The organism is Paludisphaera mucosa, from assembly GCF_029589435.1.
In the GTDB taxonomy this organism is placed as follows: domain Bacteria; phylum Planctomycetota; class Planctomycetia; order Isosphaerales; family Isosphaeraceae; genus Paludisphaera; species Paludisphaera mucosa.
On record NZ_JARRAG010000002.1, the window covers coordinates 4,383,635 to 4,410,415 of the forward strand.

Consider the following 26,781-nt stretch of genomic DNA (forward strand, 5'->3'; position numbering starts at 1 on the left):
CGACGGAGAGGGGATGATCCCTGGCGCAGGCGCGTGGGACCTGGGACGAGAGACCCGCCGGCGACGGGTCCTTGCCGGCGGCGTGGCGGCCTCTCGGTGCGGGAGTCCCGCCGGTCGGAGGTGGTTACCTTGCGCGAGCTGTGCGTCGGCTTCGCTTCCCTGACCCGGCCCTCGACGCTCCTACTTCCCCGGGGACGGCTTCGCCAGCGGGGGCTCGGGGCTGGCGTACACGGCCACGTCGCCATCCGACAGCCGCACCTGATAGATCTTCATTCTCTGGTTGTCGGGCATCTCGAAATCTTGCAGCAACAGGCCCGCGTGCGCGACGCGGGCCTGCTCGATCTCGTCCCGATGGCGCTGCGTCAGCGCCTTGTCGTGGATCGGCAGATTCTCGAAATGGGGGACGGCGGTTCCATCGGCCAGCTTCACGCGGTACTCGTAAATCGTGGTGCCATCGCCCCCGACGATTCTGCGCACGAATTCCGTCTTTCCGGCGGCGACCGCGTCCAGAAACATCGTCATCCTCCGCTCGCGCGCCTCGGGAGCGTCCGGCAGGAGGCGCGAGGTATTGAATACGGCGCCGTCGGCCCGCTTCCCCTGCAGGTAGACGCGCGTGCCGAGCGGGTCCGGCTCACGGCGGATCTCGGTCGCCTTCCCCTCGTCCACGAGCCGGTCAACCTCTTCATGGGCCGCCTTGACCTTCTCCCCGGTCATATTCGGGTCGTCAGAAGCGAAAAACTCCGCCGAAACCATGGAGGACCATGTCGTGGTCCCATCGGGGTTCTCCACGGTGCGGGTGATCCGGGACGAAGCCTTCCCGGCGTCGATGACGAACAGCTTCTCGACCTTCTTCGCCACCTGGGCGCCGCCCCAGGCAGCCGCTCCCAACAGGATGACCGCGCCGAGCGCCCATGCCAGGCGCGTCGGGACCGGCCCGAACGGGCAAAAATTCATGACCCACCACCTCCAGGCGGCCACCGGACCAGCCCTACGGCGGGGGCTCGCCTCCATCCGCCTCATCAGTTCGTCACGGAGGCTCACCCGGTGAACGCCCGCGACGAGGCGCGGCGCCTCGGCCTGCGAGAGACGTCGCTCGATGTCCCGGTCGTCGCTTGCCATGACCATGTCCTCCAGAGGAGGTGATGCCGATATCAAGTCCCGGTTGCATCGCCATCGTCGAGCGCCGCCCGGAGCTGGCTCAGGCCCCTGTGGACGAGCGACTTGACGGTCCCGACGCGACGACCCAGCACCTGGGCGACCTGATCGTTGTTGAGCCCCTCGAAGTAGCGCAGGACGAGCACGTCCTGGTAGGACTCGCCGAGCCGCCCGATGGCCCGACGCACCCTGGCGAACCGTTCGGCCTGCTCGCGGGCCGCCCCCGGGTCTTCCCGGCCGGGCTCGCGACTGAATCGCACGCGCCCCGACTCCTCGGCGCGCAGGTCTAGCGGTTCGGGCTCGGGATGCCGGCGCCGGGCACGTCGGTTCATCCGGAGCTGGTTGGTAGCGATCCGGTAGAGCCAGAGGCCGAACGGGGCCTCGCCCCGAAAGCGTCCCAGCCCGCGCAGGGCGGCGTAGAACGTGTCGCTCGTCAGTTCCTCGGCCGTCGCCACCCGCAAGGTCTGGCGGTACAAATAGCCCAAGACGCGGTCGTAGTGGCGCTCGTACAGCACGCCGAACGCCCAGACTTCGCCGGCTCTGGCGCGGGCGACCAGCTCGACTTCCGGCAAGATCCCTCGCGCGGCGGCCGTCCGGTCGTCGGGTGGCGATCCCAAGTCGATACCCGCCACGTCTCGCACGCAATCGCCTCCCAGGCCAGCTCTCTTAAAGAGAGATGCCGCAATGCCCATTCGGTTGCACGGGCATGATCGGGCCCCGCCATCCGGCCCGATCCGGAGGACGTCGACCCCCGCGGACATTCTCCCACGGCCCTCGCTCCGTCGAGGACTCCGGAGCGAGTGGGGCGAATCGTCCTCACAGGCGACGGCGCCTCGGGGAGCCCCTGGACGAGGGGCCGAAGCCGTCGAGAATCGGACCGCAATCGCCTTCCTCGCGAGGGGAGGTGGCTCGCAAGGGCCGGACGATCGGGAGGGGGGAGGGGAGGTCCGGCGGAATTCGGAGCGCGGCGGCCGCTTCGCTCGCGACGCCGCGTCCCCCTCGACGGCCCCCCTCCTGCTACGCTGCGCGCGCCGAGAGGAGCAGCCGCATCGCCCGGGACCTGCGGACGACACCTCGACCTTGCGCCACGGCCCCCAAATGGGGTCGTCCGGATGCGGGCCCTCGATCGGCATCCGCACGAACCGACGGCGGCCGCGGGACGACGCGTGAGTCGTCCCGCGGCCGCGGCGTGATGTGATGCGATGCGACGCTCGCTGCGTCGGCTCAGAAGGCGTCGGCGCTGATGATCTCGCCGCCCGCGATGGAGCCGAGGGCCTGATAGATCCCCGGGCCCTGGGCGCCCGCGCCCGAGGTGTAGCCCGAGCCGCCGATGGTCACGCCGACCGGCGCGCCCGTCGTCGCGTCGAGGGTCCAGCTCGCGATCGAGTCCTTGACGAACTTCACGGAGCCGTCGCAGAAGGCGAAGTTGGCGCCGCCGGGGTGGAAGCTCGACGCCGCCTGCACGAACGCCGAGCCGCCGGTGACCGTCGGCAGGTTCACCTTCTTCTTCTGGATGTTGGGCGGGTAGTAGGTCGTGAACGTGCTGTCGCCGTAGTCGCCCGAGATCCACCAGTGCCAGCGGTAGAACGACCGGGCGTCCGACTTGCTCAGCAGCCCGTGGGCCCGCTCCCCGAACGCGAACGTGTTGCTGGTGCCGTCGGTGATCGCGGCCAGCCGGACGATGCTGCGGCTCGCGCCGGGGAGCATCTGGGTGTAGCCCACCGTGACGATCGGCCCGTTGTGCTGGTTCATGGCGGCCGTCGCCTGCGCGACGTCGTACGGGTTCGTGGCCGCGGTGCCGTACCAGTTGCCGGCCCAGTAGCCGTAGCATCCGGCGTAGCTCGTGAACGCGAACTTCTGCGGGATCCCGTGCTGGCCGTTGGGGTCTTCCGTATACGTGTTCCCCGCCATCTCGGTGTCGCTCGGGCAGAAGAACAGGTTCACCTGGGTGCCGCTGACCGTCACATTGGCATTCGTCCGGTAGGCGAACGACGTGTTATAGGCGCTGAAAAGAGGACCCTGCTCGACGTACGGCAGGAGCTGGGCGAGGCAGCTGTACGCGTTGTCGTAGCCCAGCGACGAGCCCGGCGCGAGCTGGCCGGCGAACGCCCACGGATAGGAGCTGTTCGAGCTCTCGTAGTTGGCCAGGCCGAGGCCCAACTGCTTCAGGTTGTTGACGCACTGGGCGCGGCGGGCCGCCTCGCGCGCCGACTGGACGGCGGGGAGCAGCAGGGCGATCAGCACCGCGATGATCGCGATGACGACGAGCAGCTCGATCAGCGTGAAGGCGCGACGTCGCGCCTCGGGGTGGGCATGGGCGATCACGAATGTCTCCGCGAAAAGGATGGGCTGGGGAACGGGCGATGGCTTGCTTTTCTCAAGGCTTGCCCCAGCCCGCGTTCTTCCCCAGCCGCCCCTTCTTCTCCGGCGTCGGCGTCTTGTCGTTCTCGACCGAGATCGACCCGACGGCCGGTTGATCCGGATCCTGGATCGAGCATCCGGGGCCTGCGAAGAAGAGGAGGGCGCATGCGAAGGCGAGGAAGAGGCTGGGGCGCATGGGTGGTGCTCAGGGGGGCGGGGAGCGAATCGGCGGATCGACGTCGATCGGCCCGAGGGAGGATGATGATATCCCGTCGCCGCGAAGATTTCGTGAGTAAAACAGGAAGGTTATGCAAACCAACTAATATTTAGTATACATACAATTCATATTAACAAGATATTTTGATTCTTAACATGTGATCGAGGCTCCCGATCGGGGGACGACCCTCCGGGGGCGATCGAGGCCTCGACCTCCGCCCCGCCCGGGGGTAGACTGCGCGTCGGGCGGGCGCTCGGTCCCGCCGTACGGCGATCGAGGACGACGGCCGGGCGTCGCGCCGACCGTACCGAGATCGCGCTTCCGTCCGTCGCTATTCGGTGGGTTCGCGATGCCCGCTCCACGACGATCCGCGGCGTTTGCGCTCTTGATCCTGGCGGCGGCCTCGCCCGCGGGGGCCGCCGGGATCCGGCTCGGGGCCCCGTTCGGCGACCACATGGTGGTCCAGAGGGACCGCCCGGTCCGGGTGTGGGGCGAGGCGGCGGGCGGGGCGGGCGTCGAGGTCCGCCTGGGGCCGCGCATGGCGAGGGCCGCGGCCGCGGCCGACGGCCGCTGGTCGGCGACGTTGGAGGCGCTGCCGGCCGGCGGGCCGTACGTCCTGGCGGCCGAGTCCGGCGGGGAGAAGGCCGGGGCGGCGGACGTCCTCGTCGGCGACGTCTGGCTCTGCTCCGGCCAGTCGAACATGCAGATGACCCTGAAGGAATGCGACGGCGGGCTCGAGGCCGCCGAAGCCGCGGGGGCGCTCGCGAAGCTCCGCCTGGGCTCGATCGGCCGTCGGGCGAGCGCGGCCCCGGAATCGGGCGGCGACGTCCGCTGGCGCGTCGCCTCGCGCGATTCCGCGAGGGACTTCTCCGGGGTCGGATTCTTCTTCGCGGCCGACCTGTCGGCCGATCCCGCGCTCCGGGACGTCCCTCTGGGGGTCCTCGACGCCTCGTTCGGCGGCACGATGTGCGAGGCCTGGACGCCCGCGGAGGCGCTGGCGGGTTTCGCCCGGGACGACCTCCGGGATTCGATGTTCGGCGTCAAACCGTCGGCGCTGTACAACGGCATGATCGCCCCGCTGGGGAAGGCCCCGATCAAGGGGGTGGTCTGGTATCAGGGCGAGGGCAACTCGGACCGCCCGGCGAGCTATCCGAGGCTCCTGGCGGCCCTCATCGCCTCGTGGAGGGGCCGGTTCGAGTCCCCGGACCTGCCGTTCATCGTCGTCCAGCTGCCGGACTACGCGGCCGGCTGGGGCGGGGTGTCGTGGGCCTGGATGCGCGAGGCCCAGGCGTCGGCCGTCCGGGCGACGGAGCACGCCTCGCTGGCGGTCGGGATCGACACCAACGACGGGTCCGACCTGCACCCTCGCCGGAAGCGCGAGATCGGCCGGAGGGCCGCACTCCTGGCCCTCCACGACGTGTACGGCCGCCCGGTCGTCGCGCGAGGCCCGGAGTTCCAGAGGGCGACGCCCGAGGGGGGCTCGTTGCGCGTGGCGTTCGACGCCGCCGGGGACGGGCTGGCCTCGCGGGGCGGCGGCCCCATCCGCGGGTTCGCGGTGGCCGGGGCGGACGGCCGATATCGGTATGCCGACGCCGTCGTCGAGGGCGACGCCGTGGTGCTGCGCAGCGAGGCGGTCCCCGCCCCCCTCACGGTCCGCTACGCCTGGGGCGGCGCCCCGGGCGCGAACCTCGTCAATCGCGCCGGGCTGCCGGCCGCGCCGTTCCGGACGGACGGCGCGACCCGTCCCGACGCCGACGTCCAGCGGCCGCCCGTCGGCCGCATCGTCCGGACGAGGTCCTACGAGACGGCGATCAACGGCGTCGGCTCGGTGACGAGCCTGGTCGTCGGGGGTCGACAGTTCCTCTCGAACGAGCCGGGATGGGGCGGCGGCACGACCATCACCGGGGGGCTGGCCCCCCGCGAGCTGGCCGACGTCCACGAGCCCGGCCCGGGTTGCGTCGCGTTCCGCGACGACCTCGTCGACCTGGTCCTGGAGTTCGGCGACGGGCGCATGGACTGGACGGTCGCCAACCGGGGCAAGGACGAGATCCGGCTCCGGATCGCCCTGCACCCGAGGGTCGCGGTCCGTCGACGGGGCGACGCCGAGCCGGTGGAGCTTCGCCGCGACGCCGCCGCCGTGCTCGTGACCGGGGTGGACGTCGTGAGCGACTCGGAAGGCGGGCCCGTCCTGGAGGCCGTCATCGGCGGCCAGGCGTCGAAGCGGCTCTCCCTGTCGATTCCGGATCGGTGACGATCCGCCCCGCAGGGCGGCGACCGACCGACGGGGCGGGACGGCGTCTCGTCACCGGGCCCCGACGCCGATCAGGACCCGCGTGCCGTCGCGGAGGGCCCGCTCGTAGAAGAAGAGCTGGTTCTCGGGGGCGTCGACGAGCGTGGAGAAGGGGGGGGCGTCGCCGTCCTTGAAGGTGCAGCGGAGGGTCACGCGACCGGATTCGTCCTTCTCGAACGTGGTGTCGGCGAGCCGGCCGCCCCCCAGGTCGCACGTCAGCGTCGCGCCGGGGTTGAGACGTTCGCTGAGCGAGACGATCAGCTCGAACCCGTGGTCCGGCAGGATCTTGCGGAGCTGGGTGCGGACCGTCGAGAGCCGAGGGTCGATCGTCGACGACCCCGGGACGGCCTTGATCGCGAAGACCGTCACCTGGCGGGCGTCTTCCGGGCTGACGGCGACGATGGGCGGGGGGACGGGGTCCGCTCCCGGCGACGGCGGGCGTTGCGAGCATCCCGAGGCGAGCACGAGGATGGCCGCGAGCAACGAGTAAGGCGTCCGCGAAGCGCCTCGACCCTCATCCGGCCCTTCGGGCCACCTTCCCCCGGGGGGAGAAGGGTTCGGACGGTGGTTAGCGGCCATCCGGGCCCCTCGCTTCCCGCTCACTCCGACATCGCGACGACCGGGCCGGCCATCGATTCGAGGAGGTTGTAGACGAGGTACCAGGCGTCGACGCCGGCGGGCCCGGCCTGGGGGGAGAGGTCGGTGGTCTGGAGGACGTCGGCGTTCGAGCGGATCAGCACGAGCTGGCCCTCCTCGATCCGGACGACGGCGGTGGCCGTGCGCGAGACGTCGTCGGCGTCGGGCCGGGAGCCGTTCCTCAGGGTGATCCCCACCGCCAGCAGGATCGCGGCGGCCTGGGCGATCAGCACGAGGCCGGCGGCGGCCCAGCGCCCGGCGCGGGGCGGCGGCATGACGAGGGTCAGGGGGCGGGCGTGGGCGGCCGGTTCGTCGTCCAGCCGGCTCAACGACGCCCAGACGCGGTCCCAGGCCTCGGCCGGGGGGGCCGGGGGCCGGGTCGCTTCCCAGAGTCGGTCGAGGCCGGTCGCCTCGTTGCGGTCGCGGTCGGCTTGCATGGGTCTTCCTATCCTATCTTCTCAATCGAGCCCTTTCAGGCGGTCCCAATCGAGCATCTCCTGGAGCTTGCGGCGGGCGGCGTTGATCCGGCTCATCACGGTGCCGATCGGGACGTCCTGGGCCTCGGCGATCTCCTTGTAGCTCAGACCCGCCTCGGCGAACATCACGAACGTCGCCCGGAGGGTGGGGGAGAGCCGGCCGAGGGCCTCGTCGAGCGTCCGCCGGAGGTCCTGCCGCTGGAGGCCCCGAGCCGGGTCGTCGTCGGGGCTGGGGCTCGTCGGATCCCCTTCCAGCGTCACGAACTTACGCCGCTTCCTCCGCCTCCCCTGGTCGAGCGCCGTGTTGACGACGATCCGCAGCAGCCAGAACCGGAACCCGCCGCGGCCGTCGAACTCGTCGAGCCGGGAGAAGGCTTTCAGGAGCGATTCCTGGACCGCGTCGAGCGCGTCGGCCTCGTCTCCCAAAAGCCGGTAGGCCGTCCGATACGCGTCGTCCCGATGGCGGAGGAACAGCTCCTCGCGGGCCGCGAGATCCCGCCCCCGCGCCCGCTGGACCAGCACCTCGTCGGGGATGGATGCGACCGTCGGGGCGTCCAGCATACGATCTCCTACCCAGACGAGACGATCCCGGCCCGGCTCCTATTCGATCCCCCGGGCCATCGGTTACACTAGATCCTCCGCGGGCCGCCGCATCCCATTGTAACGCGAGGAGTCCCGACCGCCGTGCCCGTCGAGGTCCTGATCCCGGAAGCCGCCCTCCACGACCGCGTCCGCGAGCTGGGCGGCGAGGTCGCGCGCGACTACGCCGGCAAGCCGCTGACGATCGTGGCGATCCTGACCGGCAGCCTGATGGTCCTGGCCGACCTGGTCCGGGCGGTCGACGTCCCCCACCGGATCGGCCTGCTGCACGCCAGCAGCTACCGCGGGGCGTCGACGACCTCGTCCACGCTGATCATCAACGAGAACCTCGCCCCCGACGTGGTCGATCGCGACGTGCTGCTGCTCGACGACATCCTCGACACCGGCCAGACCCTCGCGGCGCTCGTCGACCACATCGCCGCGCGGGGGGCGAAGAGCGTCAAGACGGCCGTCCTGCTCCGCAAGGTCGGCCGGCAGACGGTCCCGATCGAGCCCGACTACTGCGGCTTCACGATCCCCGACGCCTTCGTCGTCGGCTACGGGCTCGACTACGACGACGACTACCGCCACCTCCCCTACGTCGGCGTCCTCCAGGACTGACCGAGCCGGACCGAGTCGAGCGCCCTCCGTGACCGAACGAGCCCCCAAGCTAGCCCTCCTCTCCCGACGCTATCCGCCGTTGATCGGCGGCGCCGAGCGCGTGCTGGGCTACCTGGCCGAGGCCCTGGCGCGCGAGGGTGCCGACGTCGCGGTGCTGACCTCGGCCGTCGCCGAGGCGGCGGCGCTCGCCCCGCGCGAGGAGGTCGACTACCCCCGGTCGCAGGGCGGGGGCCGGCTGACGATCCACCGCCTGAAGACGTCGCCGCTGCGGTTCGTCGGCACCTGGGCCTACATGCGGAACCTGGCCCGCTGGCTGGCGACGAACCCGGTCGACCTGGCGTACGTCTCGATGCTCAAGCACGACGCCTACGTCGCCGTGGCGGCGGGGGCGGAGCGAGGCTTCCCGGTCGTCCTCCGGCCCGAGGGCGCCGGCGCCACCGGCGACGTCGCCTGGCAGGCGAAGGGGAACTTCGGCGCGCGGATCGCCCGCCGCTGCAAGCGGGCCGACGCCCTCGTGGCCATCTCCCCGCCCGTCCGCGCCGAGCTGGTCGACGCCGGCTACGACGAGGCGACGATCCACGACCTCCCCAACGGCGTGCCGATCCCGTCGCGGGCCTGGCAGCGCCGCGAGGGCTGGCAGCGGTCGCCGCGGGCGATCTTCGTCGGCCGCCTGGCGCCCGAGAAGGGGCTCGACACCCTCGTCCGCGCCTGGCCGATCGTCCGCGAGACGTTCCCCGAGGCCCGGCTGACGCTCGTCGGCGAGGGGCCCGAGCGCCCGGGCCTCGACCGCCTGGCGCGCGAGCTGGGCCTGGCCGGGCCGGCCTTCGCGATGCCCGGGCCGTCGGCCGACGTCGAGGACGAGCTGCGCGGGGCCGACCTGTTCGTGCTCCCCTCGACGGAGGAGGGGATGAGCATCGCCCTGATGGAGGCGATGGCGCTCGGCGTGCCGGTCGTCGCCTCGGCGATCCCGGGCAACCGCCGCCTGATCGCCGACTTCAAGCACGGCCGGCTCGCCCCCCCGCGCGAGCCCGAGACGCTCGCCCGGACGGTCGTCGAGCAGTGGTCGACGTTCGACCGGGCCTTCCACATGAGCCGCGCGGCCCGGGGCCGCGTCGAGCAGCAGTACTCGATCCGGACGGTCGCGCGGCGTCATCTCAACTTGTTCCGGGAACTGATCGCCCGCGAGCGATCGGGCTGAGTGGAAACGGGGTCCGCCGCCGTGCTCAAGGTCTTGCAACTGATCCCGACTCTCGACCGCTCCGGCGCCGAGAAGCAGATGGTGATGCTCTCGAAGGGCCTCCCCCGCGACCGCTTCCGCGTCGAGGCCGCCGTGCTGACGCGACCGGGCCCGCTGGAGGCCGAGCTGGTCGCCGCCGGGATCCCGGTGACGTCGATCGCCAAGCGCCGCAAGGTCGACCCCTTCGCCCTGGGGCGGCTGACCCGGCTGATCCGGGCCGGGAAGTTCGACGTCGTCCAGACCTGGATCTTCGCCGCCAACGCCTACGGCCGGATCGCCGCCAGGCGCGCCGGGACGCCCGTCGTGGTGACCGCCGAGATGGCCGTAGACCTGTGGAAGGGGCGGATCGAGCGGGCCGTCGACCGCCGGCTGGCGACGTCCTGCGACAAGCTCGTCGGCAACTCGAACGCCGTGGTCGACTACTACCGCAAGCTCGGCGTGCCCGCGGAACGGCTGGAGATGATCTACTCGGGCGTCGCCGACGAGGCCCCGCCGCAGGTCGACCCGGCGGCCGTACGCGCCGAGATCGGCTTCCCGCCCGACGCGTCGCTCGCCCTGTTCGCCGGCCGGCTCGCGCCCCAGAAGCGCGTGGGCGACCTGCTCAAGGTGCTCGACCTGTTGCAGCACGTCCAGCCCGACCTGCGCACCGCGATCGTCGGCGACGGCCCGATGCGCGCCGAGCTGGAGAAGCTCGCCGGCCGCTACGACCTGGTCGATCGGGTGCGGTTCCTGGGCCACCGCGAGGACGTCCCCCGCCTGATGGCCGCCGCCGACGTCGTCGTCCTGACCAGCGAATACGAAGGCCTGCCCAACGTCGTCCTGGAGGCGATGATGCTCTCCAAGCCCGTCGTCGCGACCGCCGCGCCGGGGACGACCGAGGTCGTCGCCGACGGCCTGACCGGCATGCTGGCGCCCATCGGCGACATCCCCGCGCTCGCCAAGGTGCTCCGCAACCTGATCCGCGACCCCGCCCGCGCCCGGGCCCTCGGCGCGGCCGGCCGCGAGCGCGCCCTGGCCGAGTTCAACGACGGGGCCATGATCGCCCGTTTCGCCGACCTCTACGAGCGCCTCGCCGCCGCCAAGGGCCTGGCCGTCGCCCCGTCGCCGACGGCGTCCTGACGCCCCCGCGGCAGCCGGGATCCGCCCGAAATCTCGGGATCGGCGTGCGCAATCGGCGTTCGTCGCCCATGATCTCCATGGGGGATGGTGCGCCCCGAGCAGGACCAGGAAGCGAGCGAGATCCACGACCCGGGGTGCGGCGGATAAAAAAAATGCGACGACCGGACCCAATTTTTCGAGTCGTTTTCCAGGTTTAACGCGATACCTTCAAGCCACTTGCGTCGATCGGCTTCCTTGGCGTCCTGGCGCGAACGGAGCCGATTCCCGGCCGGGTCGAAACGAGGCCGGGGACGCCGTCCGGGATGAGAGGGAGGCCCTTCCCCTCGACCCTCGGCCCCGCGATCATGGCGGGGACGACCCGTCGCCGAATCGCGGCCACACCTCGCCCAGGACCAACCGATGACCCGGACATCCTCGCGCCTCGTCCCGACCCTGATCCTGGCGTTCCTGCCGATCGCCGCCCTGGCCGACGACGCCCCTTTGCGGCTGACGCTGCGCTCGCGGGGCGTCGAGGCCGGCAAGGTCACGGTGGTCGAGAAGACCGAGGACTGGGACCCGAAGACGACGGCGATCGTCGTCTGCGACATGTGGGACCAGCACTGGTGCAGGTCGGCCGCCAGCCGGGTGGGCGAGATGGCCGGGCCGCTGAACGAGACCCTCAAGATCGCCCGGGACCGCGGCGTCTTCATCATCCACGCCCCCAGCACGACGACCGCCTTCTACAAGGACTCACCGCAACGACGACGCGCCCAGCAGGCCCCGTACGCCCCGACGCCCGTCCCGCTCGTCACGACGCCCCGCTGGGGGACAGCCTGGTACTGGACCGACGCGAAGCGCGAGGGCGTCCTGCCGATCGACGACTCGGACATGGGCTGCGACTGCAAGGTCAAGTGCGAGATCACCGCCCCCTGGACCCGGCAGACCGCCGCGATCGAGATCGCCGAGGCCGACGCGATCACGGACGACGGCCAGGAGACCTGGAACCTCCTCGCCGCCCGCGGGATCGACCGCGTCATCCTCTGCGGCGTCCACCTCAACATGTGCGTGCTGGGCCGCCCGTTCGCCATCCGCCAGTTGACCGTGCTCGGCAAGAAGGTCGCCCTGATGCGCGACATGACCGACACGATGTACAACCCCGACCGGCCCCCGGGCGTCGCCCACTTCACCGGCACCGACCTGATGATCGAGCACGTCGAACGCTACTGGTGCCCGACGTTCACCAGTTCGGCCATCACGGGGAAGCCCCGCTTCCGGTTCGACGGGGCGCCGCCCGCTCAGGAATGACCTTCGTCACGTGGGGCGGATCGTCCTTCTCCCCTTCGTCTGCAGTTTCCGGGACTTCGTAACAACTGGGAAGTCGGAGCGTTCCCTTGTCATACGGCTTCGCGAGGGATGCGCGGGAGTCTTAGTTCAGCGTCTCAGGACGACGACGTCCAAGTCGGGACTGACTCGCCTCCACGCTCGGTCGAACTCCTCGATATGAACGTGGCCGGAACGGAGGTCGCCCGCCTCAGCCCTGTCGGCGCATTCTCGGAGGAAGGTCGCGAGTCGTCGCAGGCCGTCGGGGCTCAGGTCGAAGCTCACCTCGCGTAGTTCCAGCAATCCGTACTCGGCATCGACGACCGCTCGCTGGTAGCCATAGGCCGGCATCGCACCTCGCCCTCGCCGCTTCGGCGTTGAGTGGACGGGGCCGGCCCGGTCGGGACGATGGCGTTTACCACACTGCCTGCCCCCCCGAACGGAGCGGGCCCCCGATGACATCCTCGCATCCGCTCCCACCCCGTTCCAGTGGATCACGCAACTAGCCAGGCCTCTGTGATCTCCTGGAAAAAACAACTCCGTGGGCGAAGGTGGCCGGAGACCGGATGAGGGGCTCGTCAACCGACGCCGGCCTCTCGCATTTCACGACGCCGCGCCCGCCTTGAAGTCCGAGGCCCCGACTATGGGGTCCCCCTCATCCGGCCCTGCGGGCCACCTTCTCCCACGAGGGGAGAAGGCCGTCGAGATCCGGTGCCGGCCGGCCTCACTTCGGGATGTCGAACCAGTCTCCCGGCTCCATCACGACGGGCTGGGCGGAGGTCTCCTTCTTGACGCGCTCGGCCCAGGCGCGGGCGTCCTGGGCGATGCCCGGGAAGGTCCCGTAGTGGATGGGGATCACGTACTTCGGCTTGAGCAGCTTGACGGCCCGGATCGAGTCGTCGACGCCCATCGTGTAGTAGTCGCCGATGGGGAGCAGCGCGAGGTCGAGGCCCTCCTCGCCGATGAGGGCCATGTCGCCGAAGAGGGCGGTGTCGGCGGCGTCGTAGACCTTGGTCCCGTCGGGGAAGGTCAGGATGAAGCCGCAGGGGTTGCCGCCGTTCGAGCCGTCGGGGAGCGCCGAGCCGTGGAAGGCGAGCGTGAACTTGACGCGGACCCAGTCGTCGAACGTGAACCCGCCGCCGTGCTGGAGGCCCTCGACTTTCAGAAGCCCTTGCTCGGGCTGCTTGAGCCACTCGCCGATCTCGTAGTTGCTGGCGACCGTCGCCTTGGTCCGTTTGGCGATCGCCACCGCGTCGCCGACGTGGTCGCCGTGGCCGTGCGAGATCAGGATCAGGTCGGCCTGCGCGTCGTCGGGCTGGATGGCGGCCTTGGGGTTGCCGGTCAGGAATGGGTCGATCAGCACGTGCTTGCCGTCGTTCTCGAACAGCAGCGCGGAATGGCCGAGCCAGCGGAAGCGGGTGGACATGACGGTTCGTCTCTCCGGGTTGGCGGGCCGTCGGGACCTCTCTGTCCCGGGTCGACGGCCGGCCCCCATCATACCCCGCGAATCCCGGGCCGCCAGCCGCCGCGTCAGGGCTTCGGGGCCGCCTCGGTCCCCGGCAGGGGGGGCATGCCCAGGTGCTTGCGGAGGAAGACGACCGACTTCACCACGGCGGTCTTCCACTCCTCGGGCCTGTCGCCGCCGCCGCCGTGGTCGCCGCCGACGATCGTGAACAGCTCGGCCTCGACGCCCACCTTCTTGCAGGCCTCTTCGAACGCCGTCGCCTGATCGTAGGGGACGAGCTGGTCCTTCGTGCCGTGGATCAGCAGCACCGGGGCGTCGCCGGCGTTGAGGTGGTGGAGCGGGCTGGCCGCGTCCTGCGCCGCGCGGTCGGCCTTGCGCGCCTGGCCCAGCAGGTCCTCGACCATGGCACGCGAGGCGTCGGGGTAGGGCCGGGTGAGGTCGGTCGGCCCGGCGAGCGAGACGGCGGCCTTGACGGCGCTCGACGTCTTCGCGTCCTTCGGGTCCTCGTCGGCGGTCGTCGCCAGCAAGAGGGCCAGGTGCGCGCCGGCCGAGCCGCCCATCACGGCGATCCGATCGGGGTCGAGCTTCCACTCCTTGGCGTGCTCGCGGACGAACCGGACGGCCGCCTTGACGTCGTCGAGCTGCGCCGGGAACGGGTGCTTGGGGGCGAACCGGTACTGCACGGAGACCCCCGCGCAGCCCTGCTGGGCGACGCCGAAGAGGCCGTCGCGGAAGTCGCGCTTGTCGCCCGCGCGCCAGCCGCCGCCGTGGATGAAGACGACGACCGGGAACGGCCCCTCGCCGGCCTTCGGACGCGCGAAGTCGACGTGCAGCGTCTCGCCGTCGACCTCCCTGTACACGACGTCCTTCTCGAAGACGATCGACTCCGGCGGCGTCGGTTCCTGGCGGGCCAGCACGAACGTGACGCAGAGGACCATCAAGGCCGTCAGGCCCGCCCATTTCAACCCGATCTTCACGTGCCGACGCTCCCTTCGCTGGACCGACGCCCGCCCCGCCGCCGTCGGCGAGGACCACAAGGGGATACTTGCGCGAGCCCGGACGGGTTTCAACGCCATGAAACCGCCCCCCGGGGATGGTACCATAACCTCAGCATCCGTCGCGGCTCGGACGAGGGGGATTACCGAAGTGGGGCGAGGGAACGTGGCGATGAATTCCAGCGAACGCGACGCGGGCCGTCGGATCGCCCGGGCCGTCCTGCTGCTGTCGGGCGGCCTCGCGGTCGGTTGCGCCCGCCAGGAGCCGGCCCCCCCGGCGACGGTCGCCGCCGATGCGGAAGCGCCCGCGAAGGCCGAGGTCGACGAGCCCCATCAGTCGTTCCACATCGAGCCCACGCGGCCCATCGCCGAGATCCGCGCCGAGGCCCTCGCCGCCGAGCCGCCTCGGGAGACGGGCGAGTTCGAGAGGCCCGACCTCGTCGACCTGGCGACGCTCGACCCGCGGATCAGGCTGGAGATCCGCTACGCCACGGCCGACAACTTCCTGGGCGTCCCGGTCTACACGACCTCGCGGGCTTTCCTGCAACGGCCGGCGGCCGAGGCCCTGGCTCGGGCCCAGGCGAGGCTCGCCGAGCGGGGCTTCGGCCTCCTGATCTACGACGGCTACCGACCCTGGCACGTCACCAAGCTCTTTCGGGTGGCCACGCCCGAGAAGTACCACGCGTTCGTCGCCGACCCCGCCGGGGGATCGCGGCACAACCGAGGCTGCGCCGTCGACCTGACGCTCTACGACCTCAAGTCGTCCGCCCCCCTCGACATGCCCACCGGCTACGACGACTTCTCCGCACGCGCCTACTCCGACTCCCCCGACGCCACCCCCACCCAGGCCGCCAACCGCGCCATCCTGCGCCAGGCGCTGGAGGCCGAGGGCTTCCTGCACCTCCCCGAGGAATGGTGGCATTACGACTACAGGGACTGGCGGCGCTACCCGATCCAGAACGTCGCGTTCGAGAAGCTGGGGGCCCAGGATTGAGGAGGGGTTCGCCGCCGATAGAAGACTTCGGACGAGCGGATCGCCGTGAACCCGCCGGCCTTCCCTCGAGTCTACATGAAAGGCACGCTGGGTCCCCACGACGATTGGGGAGGCGAAGTCGTCACGCAAGTCGCCTGGGGCTCGATATATGACTCGTGACCGCGTCTGGGACGTCAAGTTCCGGATCGCGCTCGGGATCGTGAGGTCCGCCGCCGACTCGTGGTCGGTGCGAGCGGCGGACGCCCAGGACGTCGATTCGACCCTCGCCGTCCTGTTCCGGATCTTCTCCAGCCCTTGGCGCGTCTCGCCCGTCCCACGCCAGCTCAAGGCCGAAGTGAGGGTCCTTGCGGATTGGCGCGCGCTCGTCTCCACCGCAAACTCGGAAGCCCGGCGGCTGAACCCCCAGGTCCCTGCGGAAGTCGTCGAACGGCTGGTCGACGACCTGGCGGTCGGGCTCCGTTCATTTGCAAACGAGTGGTCCAAGGGGGATCCCGAAAATCCGCCTACGACGCACGCGCTGAATGCGATCGTCCACGCCCTTTTCGAGGGTAAGCTGGTGAGGCGTCCGGCGAATCCACGCCTGCCGACTTCCCTACGACCCTACGAGCCCTGAACCGAGAAGCTCGCCCACCAGTCCAGGCGAGGCTGCGTCACGCGAATGAGAACCGCCGACGTGGGCCAGTTGAGCCAATCGGTCCCGGAGGTCGATCCGGACGGCGGGCGGATCTTCAGCCCTTCAACAGGCGTGGGGCGGTTCGCGATCGAGCTTCGCACGTCAGAACTGGATGCCGTAGGTCCGGGGCGCGTCGCGCCAAAGGGTCATGATCTCGCCGGTGGCGGGGTCGCGGGCCGGGATGGGGAGGCTGCCGATGAGCTTGACGGCGGCGCGGGACTCGGCCTCGGTCACCAGCTCGTCGCGGATCAGGTCCCAGTCGCGGCCCTCGGGATAGCCGCCGACCATGTGCGAGTCGGCCGAGTTGTCCAGGCGGGTGTGCGACGTCCCGGCCGGCAGGACGACGACGTCGCCGGGCGTCAGCTTCACGATCGTCCCGCCCTCGCCGCCGAGTTGCAGGGTGATGCTGCCGCGCGCCATGCCGAGCGCCTCGTGGCTCGTCGAGTGGAAGTGGTAGTAGTCGTAGACGCCCAGCTCGCGCCAGTTGTTGAGCCAGTCGTTGCGCCGGAAGGTGGCCTCGATGGCGTCGGCGAGGTCCTCGCCGGCCGCCGCCGTCACGACGCCCCGGTGGATCAGCACGGGGAAGCGGCTGTTGGGGACCATGCCGTTGGGCTTGAAGGACAGCGTTTCGAGGCGAGGACCGGTTCCGGCCATGACGTCGGCTCCTGTTTCGTTTCGAGTGCGGCGGGCGAAAGATCAACCGGGCCCGGGCTCGTCCCCGGCGACGACCCCACCGTAGGGGACGTCGACGCCCCCGTATCGTCGCACCCGGATGTTGGCCTGCTCGGCGTGGCCCACGAAGCCTTCGAGGGCGCAGAGACGCGAGCAATAGCCGCCGACGAGCGCCGCGGCCTCGTCGGTCAGGACTTTCTGATACGTGCACGTCTTCAGGAACTTGCCGACCCAGAGCCCGCCGGTGTAGCGGGCGGCCTTCCTCGTGGGCAGGGTGTGATTGGTCCCGATGACCTTGTCGCCGAACGCGACGTTGGTGCGCGGGCCCAGGAAGAGCGCCCCGTAGTTGCGCATGTGGGTCAGGAAGTAGTCGGGGTCGCGGGTCATGACCTGGACGTGCTCGGACGCGATCCGGTCGGCGACCCGCACCATCTCGGCGTCGTCGGCCGCCACGCAGACCGCGCCGTGGCGGTCCCACGCCTGGCGGGCGACGGCCGCCGTGGGGAGGATCGTCAGCAGCCGCCCGACCTCGGCGATCGTCTCGCGCGCCAGCTTCTCGGAAGTGGTGAGCAGGATCGCCGGCGAGTCGGGGCCGTGCTCGGCCTGGCCCAGCAGGTCGGTGGCGCACAGCTCGGCGTCGACCGTCTCGTCGGCGATGACCAGGGTCTCGGTCGGGCCGGCGAACAGGTCGATGCCGACGCGGCCGAAGAGCTGGCGCTTGGCCTCGGCCACGTAGGCGTTCCCGGGGCCGATCAGCAGGTCGACCGCGGCGATCGATCGCGTCCCCAAAGCCATCGCGGCGACCGCCTGGACGCCCCCCAGGCAGTAGATCTCGTCGGCCCCCGCCAGGTGCTGCGCCGCGACGATCGCGGCGGCGGGCCGGCCCTGATACGGCGGGGCGCAGGTGACGACCCGGGGCACGCCCGCGACCTTGGCCGTGACGACCGACATGTGCGCCGAGGCCAGCAGCGGGTACTTCCCGCCCGGGACGTAGCAGCCGGCCGAGCCGACCGGGATGTTCTTGTGGCCCAGCACGACCCCGGGCAGCGTCTCGACCTCCACGTCGCGGAGGGCCTCGCGCTGATGCCGGGCGAAGTTCCGCACCTGCTCCTGCGCGAACCGGACGTCGGCGACGTCGCGCCGGCTGAGCTGGGCGAGGCAGCCCTCGACCTCGGCCGGCGACAGCCGGTAGTCGTCGCGGTCCCAGCCGTCGAAGCGGACGGAAAGCTCGCGCACCGCCTCGTCGCCGCGACGGGCGACGTCGGCCAGGATGCGCTCGACCGTCTCGCGGACCTTCGCGTCCGCCTCGGCCGTCTCCGCCTGATCGGCCCCGCGCTTCAGCCAGTTCTCCACCCCGCGCTCCTCACCCTGGGCCCCCGACGATCCGAGGCGACGCGAAATCCCGGCTGGGATCTTACGCGTCGGCCGGCCTCGACACCAGGGCCGAGGGGCCGCGCCCGAGGCTACCCAAGCCGTCCGCATTCGCCGATACTGGACCTCCGTCGCGAAAGACCTCCCCGACGAGGCGAGACCTCGACCATGCCCCGAAGCTCTCTGTGCCGCCTGCTCCTGGCCCTCGGCCTCGCGACGTCCCCGCGAGCGGAGGACGGGCCGCAGCAGTTCCTCGAAAACGGCGTCACCGCCCACCGGGGGAATTCGAGCGAGCACCCCGAGAACACCATGCCCGCGCTCGCCAGCGGCCTGGAATCGGGGGCCGACTGGGTCGAGCTGGACATCTTCCGCACGAAGGACGGCCAGCTCGTCGTCACCCACGACGAGACCACGGGCCGGGTCGGGGACCGCGACCTCGTGGTCGTCGAGTCGACCTATGATCAATTGAAGACGGTCGACGTGGCGACCGAGTTCCGCCGCCGCGAGGGGCTGACGCTCGCCCAGCTCCCGCCGTTGGCGACGCCCCGGCTCGAAGACGTGCTGCGGCTGGCCATGGCCCAGCGCCGGGCGCGGGTCTCGATCCAGCCCAAGATGGACTGCGTCCGCGAGGCCGTCGCGCTCGTGAAGGCCCTCGGCGCCGAGGCGTGGGTCGGCTTCAATGACGGCGACCTGGGCTACATGTCGGAGGTGAAGCGGCTCGCGCCGGGGATCCCCGTCTTCTGGGACCGCCCGGCCGGCTGGGACGTCGACGCCGACCTCCGCATCGCCCGCGAGCGGGGCTTCGAGGCGCTCGTCGTGAACCACGCCGGGCTCACGACCGGGAAGGTCGCCAGGATCCACGCCGCCGGCCTCTCCGCCGGGGCCTGGACCGTCCAGGAGGCCGACCTCATGCGCAAGCTGCTGGGCATGGGCGTCGACCGCATCTACACCGGCCGGCCCCGCCTGCTGCTGGACGTCAAGAAATCCCTGTCCCCTTGAGCGAACGATGGAGCCCCGAAGCATGTCCCGATGGGCGTTGGCGCTGACGTCGCTGGTGGTCCTCCTCGCCTCTCCGGCCCCCGCCGCGCCGCCGAACGTGGTGGTGATCTATGCCGACGATCTGGGCTACGGCGACGTGAGCTGCTATGGCGCGAAGACCGGGCTGACGCCGAACGTCGACCGGCTCGCGAAGGAGGGGATCAAATTTACGGACGCTCACGCGTCGTCGGCGACCTGCACGCCGTCGCGGTATGCGATCCTGACCGGCGAGTATCCCTGGCGGCGGCAGGGGACGGGCGTCCTCCCCGGCGACGCGCGGCTCATCATCGAGCCCGGCCGGGCCACCCTGGCGAGCGTCTTGCGAGACGCCGGCTATCGCACGGCGGCGGTCGGCAAGTGGCATCTCGGGCTGGGGGACGACAAGCTCGACTGGAACGGGCCGATCAAGCCCGGGCCGCTGGAGGTCGGGTTCGACGAGTGCTTCATCATGGCCGCGACCGGCGACCGCGTCCCCTGCGTCTACGTGAAGGATCACGAGGTCGTGGGCCGCGACCCGGCCGACCCGATCGTCGTCCGGTACGACGCGCCGATCGCGGGCGAGCCCACCGGCAAGGCGAACCCCGAGCTGCTCCGGCTCCGTCCCAGCCACGGCCACGACATGGCCGTCGTCGACGGCGTCAGCCGGATCGGCCACATGAAGGGGGGCGCGAAGGCCAGGTGGCGCGACGAGACGATGGCCGAGACGTTCACGAGCGAGGCCGTGGGATTCATCGGGCGGAACAAGGAACGGCCGTTCTTCCTCTACTTCGCGACCCACGACGTCCACGTCCCCCGGCTGCCGCACCCCCGCTTCCTGGGCCGGTCCGGCATGGGCCCGCGCGGCGACGCGATCGTCGAGTTCGACTGGTCCGTCGGCGAGGTCCTCAAGGCGCTCGACGAGGCCGGGCTGGCCGCGAACACCCTGGTCGTCCTCACGAGCGACAACGGCCCGGTCGTCGACGACGGCTATCGCGACGAGGCCGCGGAGAAACTCGGCGGCCACAAGCCGGCCGGGCCGTTCCGGGGCGGCAAGTACAGCAAGTTCGAGGCGGGGACGCGGGTCCCGTTCGTCGTCCGCTGGCCCGCCCGGGTGAAGCCCGGCGAGTCGGCCGCGCTCGTGGGCCAGGTCGACTTCCTCGCCACCTTCGCCGCGCTCGTCGGCCGCACCGCCCCGAGAGCGACCGCTCCCGACGCGCAGGACCAGCTTCGCGCCCTGCTGGGCGAGGACCCGAAGGGCCGCGAGGTCCTGATCGAGCACGCCGGCGGCCTGGCGGTGCGGCGGGGTAAATGGAAGTTCATCCCCGCGACCGACGGCCGCAAGACCAACCCCGCGACCAACACCGAGCTGGGCAACGACGACAAGCCCCAGCTCTACGACCTCGACGCCGACCCGGGCGAGACGCGCAACGTCGCCGACGACCACCCCGACGCGCTCGACCGGCTCCGCAAGGACCTGGCCGAGGCACGGAAAGGCCGTTGAGAGTCGACCGGCCGCGATCGCGCCCACCCGCCCCGGCGCCAGCGACGATCGCGGGGGCGGCGATCAACATCCAGCGCAGCCAGGGCTCCGACTCGACATCCGAACCATCCCCCCCGGGCCTCGTCGCGGGCTCGGGCGGGGTCGATGCGGCCGCGACCGCCTCCGGCCGCCAGCCCGTCCTCGTCGACCTCCGGCTCCACGCCGGGCCCTGGTCGGGGCCGCGTCCGCCCACCTCCTCGCCGGATCGGTCGCCGGACGTCCCGCCCAGGTCCGGGACCTGATCGCGCGGCTCGACGCGCCCTGAATTTTCGATCATTTGTAACATGCAATCTTTCATTTGCGTACTCATTCGTCGAGAATGCGGAAAAATCGTCGAATGAATTCGATCATTTGACATCGCCGTTCGATGCACCGAAGCGAGGGAGATGGCCGATGCGCGGGATCCGGGGAGGACGAGGGCCGAGGCGTTCGAGGCGATTCGCCTTCGGCGAGTTCGGCCTTGAGCGGCGTCAACTGCTGTCGTACGCGCCGACGGTCGCCGCCTATCAGGTGAACCAGGTGGCGGAGGGGGGCCAGTACGGCGCCCAGACCACGACCGGGCCCGACGGCGTGACGACGATCGTCTGGACGGACTTCGGCCTGGACGGCGACGGCAACGGCGTCTACGCCCGGCGGATCGACGCCACGGGGCGCCCGCTCGGCTCGCAGTTCCGCGTCAATGCGAACACGGTCGGGAACCAGGGGGCCGCCACGGTCGGGTCGGACGCGCAGGGGAACGTCCTCGTGCTCTGGCAGGACGACCAGGGCGGCACCTCGTTCTTCGTCCAGCGTTTCGATCCGCAGGGCCGGAAGCTCGGCGAGAACACGCTGCTGCCGGGCACGGCGGGCATCATCAATTACTTCAGCCTCCGGGTGCTGCCCGACGGCGGCTTCATCGTGCTGGGGAACGACGTCGGCGCGTGGGGAACGGCCGCCTACCGCCGCTATACCGCGGCAGGCGAGTTGGCGGCCAGCTCCACCCTGCCCCTGGATCGCCCGGGATGGAGCTTCCAGACCTTTTCCGGCGAGCTCCCCTCGGCGATGGCGGGGAACAACCTGGTCGTGACGTGGTTGGAGATCCGGACCCAGAGCATACCCGACGTCGGCACCCGCTACGACGGCCGCGTCTGGGCGCGGCGGATCGACGCGAACGGCCAGGCGGTCGGCCCCGACGTGCTGGTCGTCTCGAAGGAGGCGGAGACGGACTATCAGGTGGCGCAAAACCTCAAGCCGGCCGTCACGGGGCTCGCCGACGGCGGGTTCCTGGCGGCCTGGTACGCCTACAGCCCCGGCGGATCCGCGTTCGTCGGCCGGCGGTTCGACGCGTCGGCGACGCCCCAGGACCGGCTGATCACGTTCTCGCCGACATCCTCGGCCAGCTACGGACACGGCGACACCGTCACCCTCAAGCAGTTGAGCGACGGCAACATCCTGGCGGCGGCCGTCCAGGAGACCGCGTTCGAGGCCGACACCAGCGATTTCCGGGTCTTCAACCCGGAGGGAGACCCCCTGACGCCGCGGATCTCTATGCCTTCGGTGACGGCTTATTACCTCGGCAACGTCCGGATCGCCCCCACCGGAGGGTCGTCCTTCGTCATCGCGTGGGGGGACCAGGCCAACCCGCCGTACAACGGCGAGATCTACGCCCAGGCGTTCGCCGACGTCTCGACGATCGGCTTCACGACCTCCGCGATCCGGGTCGGCGAGTCGAGCGGCCTGGCGACGCTCACGGTGGCGCGCGACGGCTCGGCCGCGGCGGCCGCGAGCGTCCGCTACGCCACGCTCTCCGAGTCGGCCTCGGGCGGGCTCGACTACACGGCCTCCTCGGGCGTGGCGACGTTCGCCGCCGGGCAGTCCACCGCCAGCATCACCATCCCGATCCTGCGCGACCGCGAGGTCGAAGGCGACGAGACGTTCCTCGTCACGCTCAGCGACCCGATCGGCGTCGCGTTCGGCGACACGCTCGCGCTTCGCGTGACGATCGTCGACGACCCGGACGGGACCGGCGGGCCGACGCTCCCGAACGTCTACCTGGACCGCGGCGCGGACGGCCTATGGGCCTGGATCCAGGGGGTCGGCTCGCAGCAGTTGAGCGCCTGGGATCCCGAAGGCCTGGCCGTCGCGGCCGACGGGACCCTGTACGTCGACTTCGGTCTCCGAGGCCTCTGGACCCGGACCGGCGCCGATCTCGTGCAGATCAACTCCGCCGACCCCGAGGGCCTGTCCGCGGCCCCCGACGGCTCGCTTTACGTCGACTACGGGCCCTACGGCCTCTGGCGCCGCGACGCGGCCGGCCTCGCGCAGCTCAACGTCGCCAACCCCGAGGGCTTCGCCGCCTCGGCCGACGGCACGTTGTACGTGGACTTCGGGCCTTACGGCCTCTGGCGGCGGGACGCGCAAGGCATCGTCCAGATCAACGCCGCCGATCCCGAGAACCTGGCCGTCGCCCCGAACGGGATCCTTTACGTCGACTTCGGCCCGTACGGATTCTGGCGGCGCGACGCCGCCGGGATCGCGCAGGTCAACCCGGCCAACCCCGAGGCCCTGGTCGCCGCGGCCGACGGGTCCGTCTTCGTCGACTTCGGCCCCTACGGCCTCTGGCGCTGGAGCAACGGATTCGTCCAGCTCAACGCCGCCGATCCCGAGGCCCTCGCCGCCGCGCCGGACGGCTCGCTGTACATCGACTTCGGCGCCTACGGGTTGTGGAGCTGGAAGGCCGGCGGCTTCAGCCAGATCAATCGAGCGAACCCCGACGGGTTCGACGTCGCCCGCGACGGATTCATCTACATCGACTTCGGCCCCTTCGGAGTCTGGCGCCGAGGCCCCTCCGGCCTGTTCGAGATGATCGACCCCATCGATTCCCAGCGCCTCGAAGGCTGACGGCGGAGGAGGGGCGTCTCCGCGATCATGTACGGGGACGCCCCATCCCTACGGCCCATCGAGAACCTCTCGATCCCGCCAAGGTCGTTGCGCGGCGCGAGGCCCATGAGCGATGAGGACCTCCGGCCGCGCGCCTTCGCGGGCGCGGCCGGGTCCCCCCGACGCCTTCACCGACCCGACGCGCCTCGGCCGGCGTGGGCCGCGCGCGAGGCTACCGCCGAACAGGGACCAATCGCTGACAAGCAGCATCATCCTTGAATGTCTTCGCGGCTCTCGGCCCCGGGAGTCCAGGCCGGGGATGAGAGCATTGCGGCTATCGTCCGCTTGCGCAGGTGCAGGTCGGGCTGTGCGACTTGCGGGGGCCGTTCGTCGATATTCGCGCAAGAAGCTATATTGAATTCGCCACCATCCGCGGATAGCGTAGGAAATATCGTAAGTCCCAAGCCGAGGCATCCCTTCGGGTCGTCATTCCAGGACATCGTCGGCCCGATCGGGCCGGATGACGATCCTGCTGCGCCTTGCGGATCTTACCGGAGGATTTTCTATGAGTCGTAAGAGCAAGACGGCCGTGATCGAGCCCGATCCGATCGAGGAGATCGCGGCCGAGAGCGACGGCCTCTCCAACGCGCAGGCCGTCCGCAACGCGCTGTCCGAAGGCCACGAGAAGATCGACGAGATCGACGATTTCGTCCGGACCCAGTACGGCAAGGAGATCCCCAGGCAGCAGATCTCCGCCTACAAGTCGCAGACCAAGCGCAAGGCCGGCGAGGCCCCCCGCCGGGGACGCCGCCCCAAGGGCGCGGTCGAAGGCTACCTCGCCCCCCCGGCCAGGCTCACGCCCACGGGCGAGGGCGACCTCATCGACGCGCTGCGGGCCCTCAAGCCGCTCGTCGCCAAGGTCGGCGTCGAGAACGTCAAGAAGCTCGCCGAACTGCTCTCCTGAGCCGCCGATCCGTCGCCCCCCTCCGGGCGGATTTCGCATCCGCCCATCTCCTCCATCTCGAATCCCGCCGCCTCAGGCCTCCCTCTCGCTCGCCGAAGAGGGTGGGACGAATCGCATCGTGCAATCGCACAACTCATGATTTTTCGACACGCTTCCGGCCTCTACGATGCGCGACGCAGAATCCGACAATATTGATTCGGCCACATTGATTCGGCCACTCATGAGTCGGAACGATTGGGGGATTTCAGGGGTTCGCGATCCGACCAATGGATTGCGTCGCGGGCCCGCAACGACCGAGCGGAGATAATGAACAAAAGGCCATATTGCGCAGGCCGCGTCGGGGAGTCGGCGAGGATCGTCGGGGGGCCGTCCGCCGGGGCGCAAAGGGACGGCCGCCGGGCGGGGCGCGGCGGCCGTCGATGACGCGTCGGGCGGCGGCCTGCTCACCTGGCGGGCGCGAGCAATCCTTCGGGGTGGTCGAGCACCAGGTAATGGCCGTGGTCGGACGAGACGACGAGGACGGAGTCTTCCCAGTTGCTCCGGGTCTCGACCCAGCGGATGATCCGCTTGATGGCGTCCTCGCCGCTGTAGACGGCTCCGACGGCGTTGTCCAGGTTGTTGGCGTGGAGCGCGAAGTCGACGTCGCCCGCCTCGACGAAGAGGATGAACCGCTGATCGGGCCGGGCCACGACGGCGAGCGCGGCGTCGGTCATCTGGGCGAGGGTCGGCTGGGCGTCGAGTTCCTCCTTGGAGTAGACCTCGGCGACCGGCTCCTTGCCGAGCTTCGCGGGGTTGGGAGGCGGGTCGTAGTTGCCGTCGGCGGTGCGGAAGGGGAGGTGGTCCAGCCCCTTGTCGCCGAAGAGGCCGAGGAGGCGCGAGCCGGTCCTGGTGGCCTCCTCGGCGGCGCGGGCGAGGGCCTCGCCGCCGTTGCTGCCCAGCTTCGTCTCGACGACGGTGTACTTTCCGCCGTTCTTGACGTCGATCGCGGCGCGGTCGGCGTCGGCGAGGAACAGGTGGCCGTCGACGGAGTTCTTGCCCTGCGCCTTGAAGTGCTTCTCCTCCATCATGATCCCGTAGCCGGTGCCCACGACGACGTCGAGCCCCGGGTGGAGCGGGACCTTGCGGGCCTCCTGGATGGCGCCCGGGATGCCGAGCATGGAGCGGGCGATGTCCTGGTAGTCGTCGCGATAGACGTTCTGGGCGTACATGCCGGCGGGCGACGCGTGCGGGAAGGGCACGCTGGTGACGACGCCGGTCTTCCAGCCCTTGGCCTGGAGGTCGTGGAAGAGGGTCGTCACGACGCGGCCGTCGTCGGTGACGTTGAGGCTGTTGTTGTACGACTTGACCCCGCTGACGATCTCCGCGGCGCTCTGGGAGGAGTCCGTGTACGAGTGCAGCAGCCGGCCGACGGCCTTCACCCCCTCCTTATCCTTGTCGTTCGCCGACTGGCCCTTGAAATAGCCGGGCGCCTGGGGTCCGAGCGGGCCGAGGGTCCAGGGGTTCGGGCCGGCGATCTGGGCGTCGTAGCCCCCCTTCATGCTGGTCTTGGGGATGGAGACGGTCTGCGCGTCGACGTCGAGGTCGCTGTCGTCGTGGGTCGGGCTGGTGACGACGTAGCCGTATTGCGGGTTCGAGCCCGCGCCGGCGTAGTCCTGGAAGATCAGGCCCGCGCCCTTGCCCTCGGTGTAGACCTTCTTGGACTTGGCGACGGCGGCGGCCTGGGTGGTCACCCAGTCCATGCCGTCGAACCAGACGATGAAGATATGCTTGCCCCCCCTGGCCGCGGCCGATTCGAGGACCTTGCGGATGTCGCTCTGGTCGGCGTAGTCGGCCTCGGGGTTGACGGTGTTCTCGGGGACGTAGCCGTAGATCGCGCGCAGCTTCTCGGCGTCGCGATAGCTGCTGGCCGGCCCCATGATGAGGCCGAGGTCGGCCTTGGCCCCCCAGGCGTAGACCGGGATCTGGCGGTTGGAGTGGCTGCCGTGGTTCGAGAAGACGTCGCCCGGCCCCTGCGAGCCGAAATGATACACGCGGTCGCGTTTCTCGCCGGCGTGGGTCGAATATTCCGTCTGCAGCTCCTTCAAGAGGTCTTCGGCCCGGGCCGTGCAGGCGGATCCCCAGGCGAGCAGCGCCGCCGCCAGCGAGGCGACGGTCGCGCGAACGGGTCGGGATGCGTGTCGGGTCATCAAGCGTCGCGCCTTTCGAATCAACGAATTCCGGGGGGCCCGCGGCGGGCCGACG

The 26,781-nt window shown here is 70.5% G+C and carries 24 protein-coding genes; 11 read left to right on the plus strand and 13 right to left on the minus strand.

Annotated features, from left to right (window positions below):
* Positions 1 to 180 precede the first annotated feature (180 nt).
* The 4 genes from PZE19_RS26870 to PZE19_RS26885 form a co-directional block, all read right to left on the minus strand.
* A complete protein-coding gene (locus PZE19_RS26870; RefSeq protein WP_277863681.1) occupies positions 181 to 1,119 on the minus strand; it encodes a hypothetical protein in 939 nt (312 codons plus the stop codon).
* A 32-nt stretch (positions 1,120 to 1,151) separates the two neighbouring features.
* Entirely contained in the window at positions 1,152 to 1,772 is a 621-nt protein-coding gene (locus PZE19_RS26875; protein WP_277863682.1) for an RNA polymerase sigma factor, read from the minus strand.
* Between the two features lie 607 nt (positions 1,773 to 2,379).
* Complete coding sequence (locus tag PZE19_RS26880) at positions 2,380 to 3,480, minus strand: DUF1559 family PulG-like putative transporter (protein ID WP_277863683.1); 1,101 nt, start codon at positions 3,478 to 3,480, stop codon at positions 2,380 to 2,382.
* A gap of 52 nt (positions 3,481 to 3,532) precedes the next feature.
* Complete coding sequence (locus tag PZE19_RS26885) at positions 3,533 to 3,712, minus strand: hypothetical protein (RefSeq protein WP_277863684.1); 180 nt, start codon at positions 3,710 to 3,712, stop codon at positions 3,533 to 3,535.
* Between the two features lie 370 nt (positions 3,713 to 4,082).
* Between PZE19_RS26885 and PZE19_RS26890 the strand changes: the two genes are divergently transcribed.
* Positions 4,083 to 5,984 (plus strand): sialate O-acetylesterase, encoded by a 1,902-nt coding sequence (locus PZE19_RS26890; protein ID WP_277863685.1) that lies wholly within the window; start codon positions 4,083 to 4,085, stop codon positions 5,982 to 5,984.
* A 51-nt stretch (positions 5,985 to 6,035) separates the two neighbouring features.
* Here the strand turns inward: PZE19_RS26890 and PZE19_RS26895 are convergent, their stop codons facing one another.
* From PZE19_RS26895 to PZE19_RS26905, 3 genes are all read right to left on the minus strand, one after another.
* Positions 6,036 to 6,506 (minus strand): hypothetical protein, encoded by a 471-nt coding sequence (locus tag PZE19_RS26895; protein WP_277863686.1) that lies wholly within the window; start codon positions 6,504 to 6,506, stop codon positions 6,036 to 6,038.
* Between the two features lie 116 nt (positions 6,507 to 6,622).
* A complete protein-coding gene (locus PZE19_RS26900) occupies positions 6,623 to 7,096 on the minus strand; it encodes a hypothetical protein (RefSeq protein ID WP_277863687.1) in 474 nt (157 codons plus the stop codon).
* A 21-nt stretch (positions 7,097 to 7,117) separates the two neighbouring features.
* Entirely contained in the window at positions 7,118 to 7,696 is a 579-nt protein-coding gene (locus tag PZE19_RS26905) for an RNA polymerase sigma factor (RefSeq protein ID WP_277863688.1), read from the minus strand.
* Positions 7,697 to 7,819: 123 nt separating this feature from the next.
* Here PZE19_RS26905 and hpt point away from each other — a divergent pair, with 123 nt between their 5' ends.
* From hpt to PZE19_RS26925, 4 genes are all read left to right on the plus strand, one after another.
* The gene (hpt, locus tag PZE19_RS26910; protein ID WP_277863689.1) at positions 7,820 to 8,335 is read left to right on the plus strand and encodes a hypoxanthine phosphoribosyltransferase; all 516 of its coding nucleotides are present in this window, start codon (positions 7,820 to 7,822) and stop codon (positions 8,333 to 8,335) included.
* 28 nt (positions 8,336 to 8,363) lie between these two features.
* On the plus strand, positions 8,364 to 9,533 hold the full coding sequence (locus PZE19_RS26915; protein ID WP_277863690.1) for a glycosyltransferase family 4 protein: 1,170 nt from the start codon (positions 8,364 to 8,366) through the stop codon (positions 9,531 to 9,533).
* Entirely contained in the window at positions 9,534 to 10,691 is a 1,158-nt protein-coding gene (locus tag PZE19_RS26920; RefSeq protein WP_277863691.1) for a glycosyltransferase, read from the plus strand.
* 399 nt (positions 10,692 to 11,090) lie between these two features.
* Positions 11,091 to 11,975, plus strand: coding sequence for a cysteine hydrolase family protein (locus PZE19_RS26925; protein ID WP_277863692.1), 885 nt, complete (start codon positions 11,091 to 11,093; stop codon positions 11,973 to 11,975).
* A gap of 126 nt (positions 11,976 to 12,101) precedes the next feature.
* Here the strand turns inward: PZE19_RS26925 and PZE19_RS26930 are convergent, their stop codons facing one another.
* From PZE19_RS26930 to PZE19_RS26940, 3 genes are all read right to left on the minus strand, one after another.
* Positions 12,102 to 12,341: an Imm32 family immunity protein gene (locus tag PZE19_RS26930; RefSeq protein WP_277863693.1), complete on the minus strand. Its 240-nt coding sequence runs from the start codon at positions 12,339 to 12,341 to the stop codon at positions 12,102 to 12,104.
* A gap of 373 nt (positions 12,342 to 12,714) precedes the next feature.
* On the minus strand, positions 12,715 to 13,416 hold the full coding sequence (locus tag PZE19_RS26935) for a metal-dependent hydrolase (protein WP_277863694.1): 702 nt from the start codon (positions 13,414 to 13,416) through the stop codon (positions 12,715 to 12,717).
* A 104-nt stretch (positions 13,417 to 13,520) separates the two neighbouring features.
* Entirely contained in the window at positions 13,521 to 14,432 is a 912-nt protein-coding gene (locus PZE19_RS26940) for an alpha/beta hydrolase fold domain-containing protein (RefSeq protein ID WP_277863695.1), read from the minus strand.
* Between the two features lie 190 nt (positions 14,433 to 14,622).
* Here PZE19_RS26940 and PZE19_RS26945 point away from each other — a divergent pair, with 190 nt between their 5' ends.
* Both PZE19_RS26945 and PZE19_RS26950 read left to right on the plus strand, forming a co-directional pair.
* Positions 14,623 to 15,444, plus strand: a complete 822-nt coding sequence (locus PZE19_RS26945; RefSeq protein ID WP_277863696.1) for a M15 family metallopeptidase — start codon at positions 14,623 to 14,625, stop codon at positions 15,442 to 15,444.
* A gap of 148 nt (positions 15,445 to 15,592) precedes the next feature.
* Positions 15,593 to 16,057, plus strand: a complete 465-nt coding sequence (locus tag PZE19_RS26950) for a hypothetical protein (RefSeq protein WP_277863697.1) — start codon at positions 15,593 to 15,595, stop codon at positions 16,055 to 16,057.
* 162 nt (positions 16,058 to 16,219) lie between these two features.
* On the opposite strand, the gene PZE19_RS26955 is transcribed toward PZE19_RS26950, so the two are convergent.
* Together PZE19_RS26955 and hisD are read right to left on the minus strand one after the other, a co-directional pair.
* Complete coding sequence (locus PZE19_RS26955) at positions 16,220 to 16,771, minus strand: hypothetical protein (protein WP_277863698.1); 552 nt, start codon at positions 16,769 to 16,771, stop codon at positions 16,220 to 16,222.
* 42 nt (positions 16,772 to 16,813) lie between these two features.
* Entirely contained in the window at positions 16,814 to 18,142 is a 1,329-nt protein-coding gene (gene hisD, locus PZE19_RS26960; RefSeq protein WP_277863699.1) for a histidinol dehydrogenase, read from the minus strand.
* A gap of 186 nt (positions 18,143 to 18,328) precedes the next feature.
* Between hisD and PZE19_RS26965 the strand changes: the two genes are divergently transcribed.
* The 4 genes from PZE19_RS26965 to PZE19_RS26980 all read left to right on the plus strand — a co-directional run bounded on the left by PZE19_RS26965 (position 18,329) and on the right by PZE19_RS26980 (position 24,540).
* Complete coding sequence (locus tag PZE19_RS26965) at positions 18,329 to 19,159, plus strand: glycerophosphodiester phosphodiesterase (protein WP_277863700.1); 831 nt, start codon at positions 18,329 to 18,331, stop codon at positions 19,157 to 19,159.
* Between the two features lie 22 nt (positions 19,160 to 19,181).
* The gene (locus PZE19_RS26970) at positions 19,182 to 20,678 is read left to right on the plus strand and encodes a sulfatase family protein (RefSeq protein WP_277863701.1); all 1,497 of its coding nucleotides are present in this window, start codon (positions 19,182 to 19,184) and stop codon (positions 20,676 to 20,678) included.
* Positions 20,679 to 21,110: 432 nt separating this feature from the next.
* Entirely contained in the window at positions 21,111 to 23,597 is a 2,487-nt protein-coding gene (locus PZE19_RS26975; RefSeq protein WP_277863702.1) for a Calx-beta domain-containing protein, read from the plus strand.
* 544 nt (positions 23,598 to 24,141) lie between these two features.
* The gene (locus tag PZE19_RS26980) at positions 24,142 to 24,540 is read left to right on the plus strand and encodes a hypothetical protein (RefSeq protein ID WP_277863703.1); all 399 of its coding nucleotides are present in this window, start codon (positions 24,142 to 24,144) and stop codon (positions 24,538 to 24,540) included.
* 443 nt (positions 24,541 to 24,983) lie between these two features.
* On the opposite strand, the gene PZE19_RS26985 is transcribed toward PZE19_RS26980, so the two are convergent.
* A complete protein-coding gene (locus PZE19_RS26985) occupies positions 24,984 to 26,726 on the minus strand; it encodes an alkaline phosphatase (protein ID WP_277863704.1) in 1,743 nt (580 codons plus the stop codon).
* Between the last annotated feature and the right edge of the window lie 55 nt (positions 26,727 to 26,781).

Bases quoted from the DNA above. Each gene is read 5' to 3' on its own strand.
- PZE19_RS26975 (WP_277863702.1), top strand. From the start codon at position 21,111: ATGCGCGGGATCCGGGGAGGACGAGGGCCGAGGCGTTCGAGGCGATTC.
- PZE19_RS26870 (WP_277863681.1), bottom strand. From the start codon at position 1,119: ATGGCAAGCGACGACCGGGACATCGAGCGACGTCTCTCGCAGGCCGAG.
- PZE19_RS26980 (WP_277863703.1), top strand. From the start codon at position 24,142: ATGAGTCGTAAGAGCAAGACGGCCGTGATCGAGCCCGATCCGATCGAG.
- PZE19_RS26885 (WP_277863684.1), bottom strand. From the start codon at position 3,712: ATGCGCCCCAGCCTCTTCCTCGCCTTCGCATGCGCCCTCCTCTTCTTC.
- PZE19_RS26965 (WP_277863700.1), top strand. From the start codon at position 18,329: ATGCCCCGAAGCTCTCTGTGCCGCCTGCTCCTGGCCCTCGGCCTCGCG.
- PZE19_RS26970 (WP_277863701.1), top strand. From the start codon at position 19,182: ATGTCCCGATGGGCGTTGGCGCTGACGTCGCTGGTGGTCCTCCTCGCC.
- PZE19_RS26925 (WP_277863692.1), top strand. From the start codon at position 11,091: ATGACCCGGACATCCTCGCGCCTCGTCCCGACCCTGATCCTGGCGTTC.
- PZE19_RS26905 (WP_277863688.1), bottom strand. From the start codon at position 7,696: ATGCTGGACGCCCCGACGGTCGCATCCATCCCCGACGAGGTGCTGGTC.
- PZE19_RS26930 (WP_277863693.1), bottom strand. From the start codon at position 12,341: ATGCCGGCCTATGGCTACCAGCGAGCGGTCGTCGATGCCGAGTACGGA.
- PZE19_RS26890 (WP_277863685.1), top strand. From the start codon at position 4,083: ATGCCCGCTCCACGACGATCCGCGGCGTTTGCGCTCTTGATCCTGGCG.
- PZE19_RS26955 (WP_277863698.1), bottom strand. From the start codon at position 16,771: ATGGCCGGAACCGGTCCTCGCCTCGAAACGCTGTCCTTCAAGCCCAAC.
- PZE19_RS26945 (WP_277863696.1), top strand. From the start codon at position 14,623: ATGAATTCCAGCGAACGCGACGCGGGCCGTCGGATCGCCCGGGCCGTC.
- PZE19_RS26935 (WP_277863694.1), bottom strand. From the start codon at position 13,416: ATGTCCACCCGCTTCCGCTGGCTCGGCCATTCCGCGCTGCTGTTCGAG.
- PZE19_RS26985 (WP_277863704.1), bottom strand. From the start codon at position 26,726: ATGACCCGACACGCATCCCGACCCGTTCGCGCGACCGTCGCCTCGCTG.
- PZE19_RS26900 (WP_277863687.1), bottom strand. From the start codon at position 7,096: ATGCAAGCCGACCGCGACCGCAACGAGGCGACCGGCCTCGACCGACTC.
- PZE19_RS26950 (WP_277863697.1), top strand. From the start codon at position 15,593: ATGACTCGTGACCGCGTCTGGGACGTCAAGTTCCGGATCGCGCTCGGG.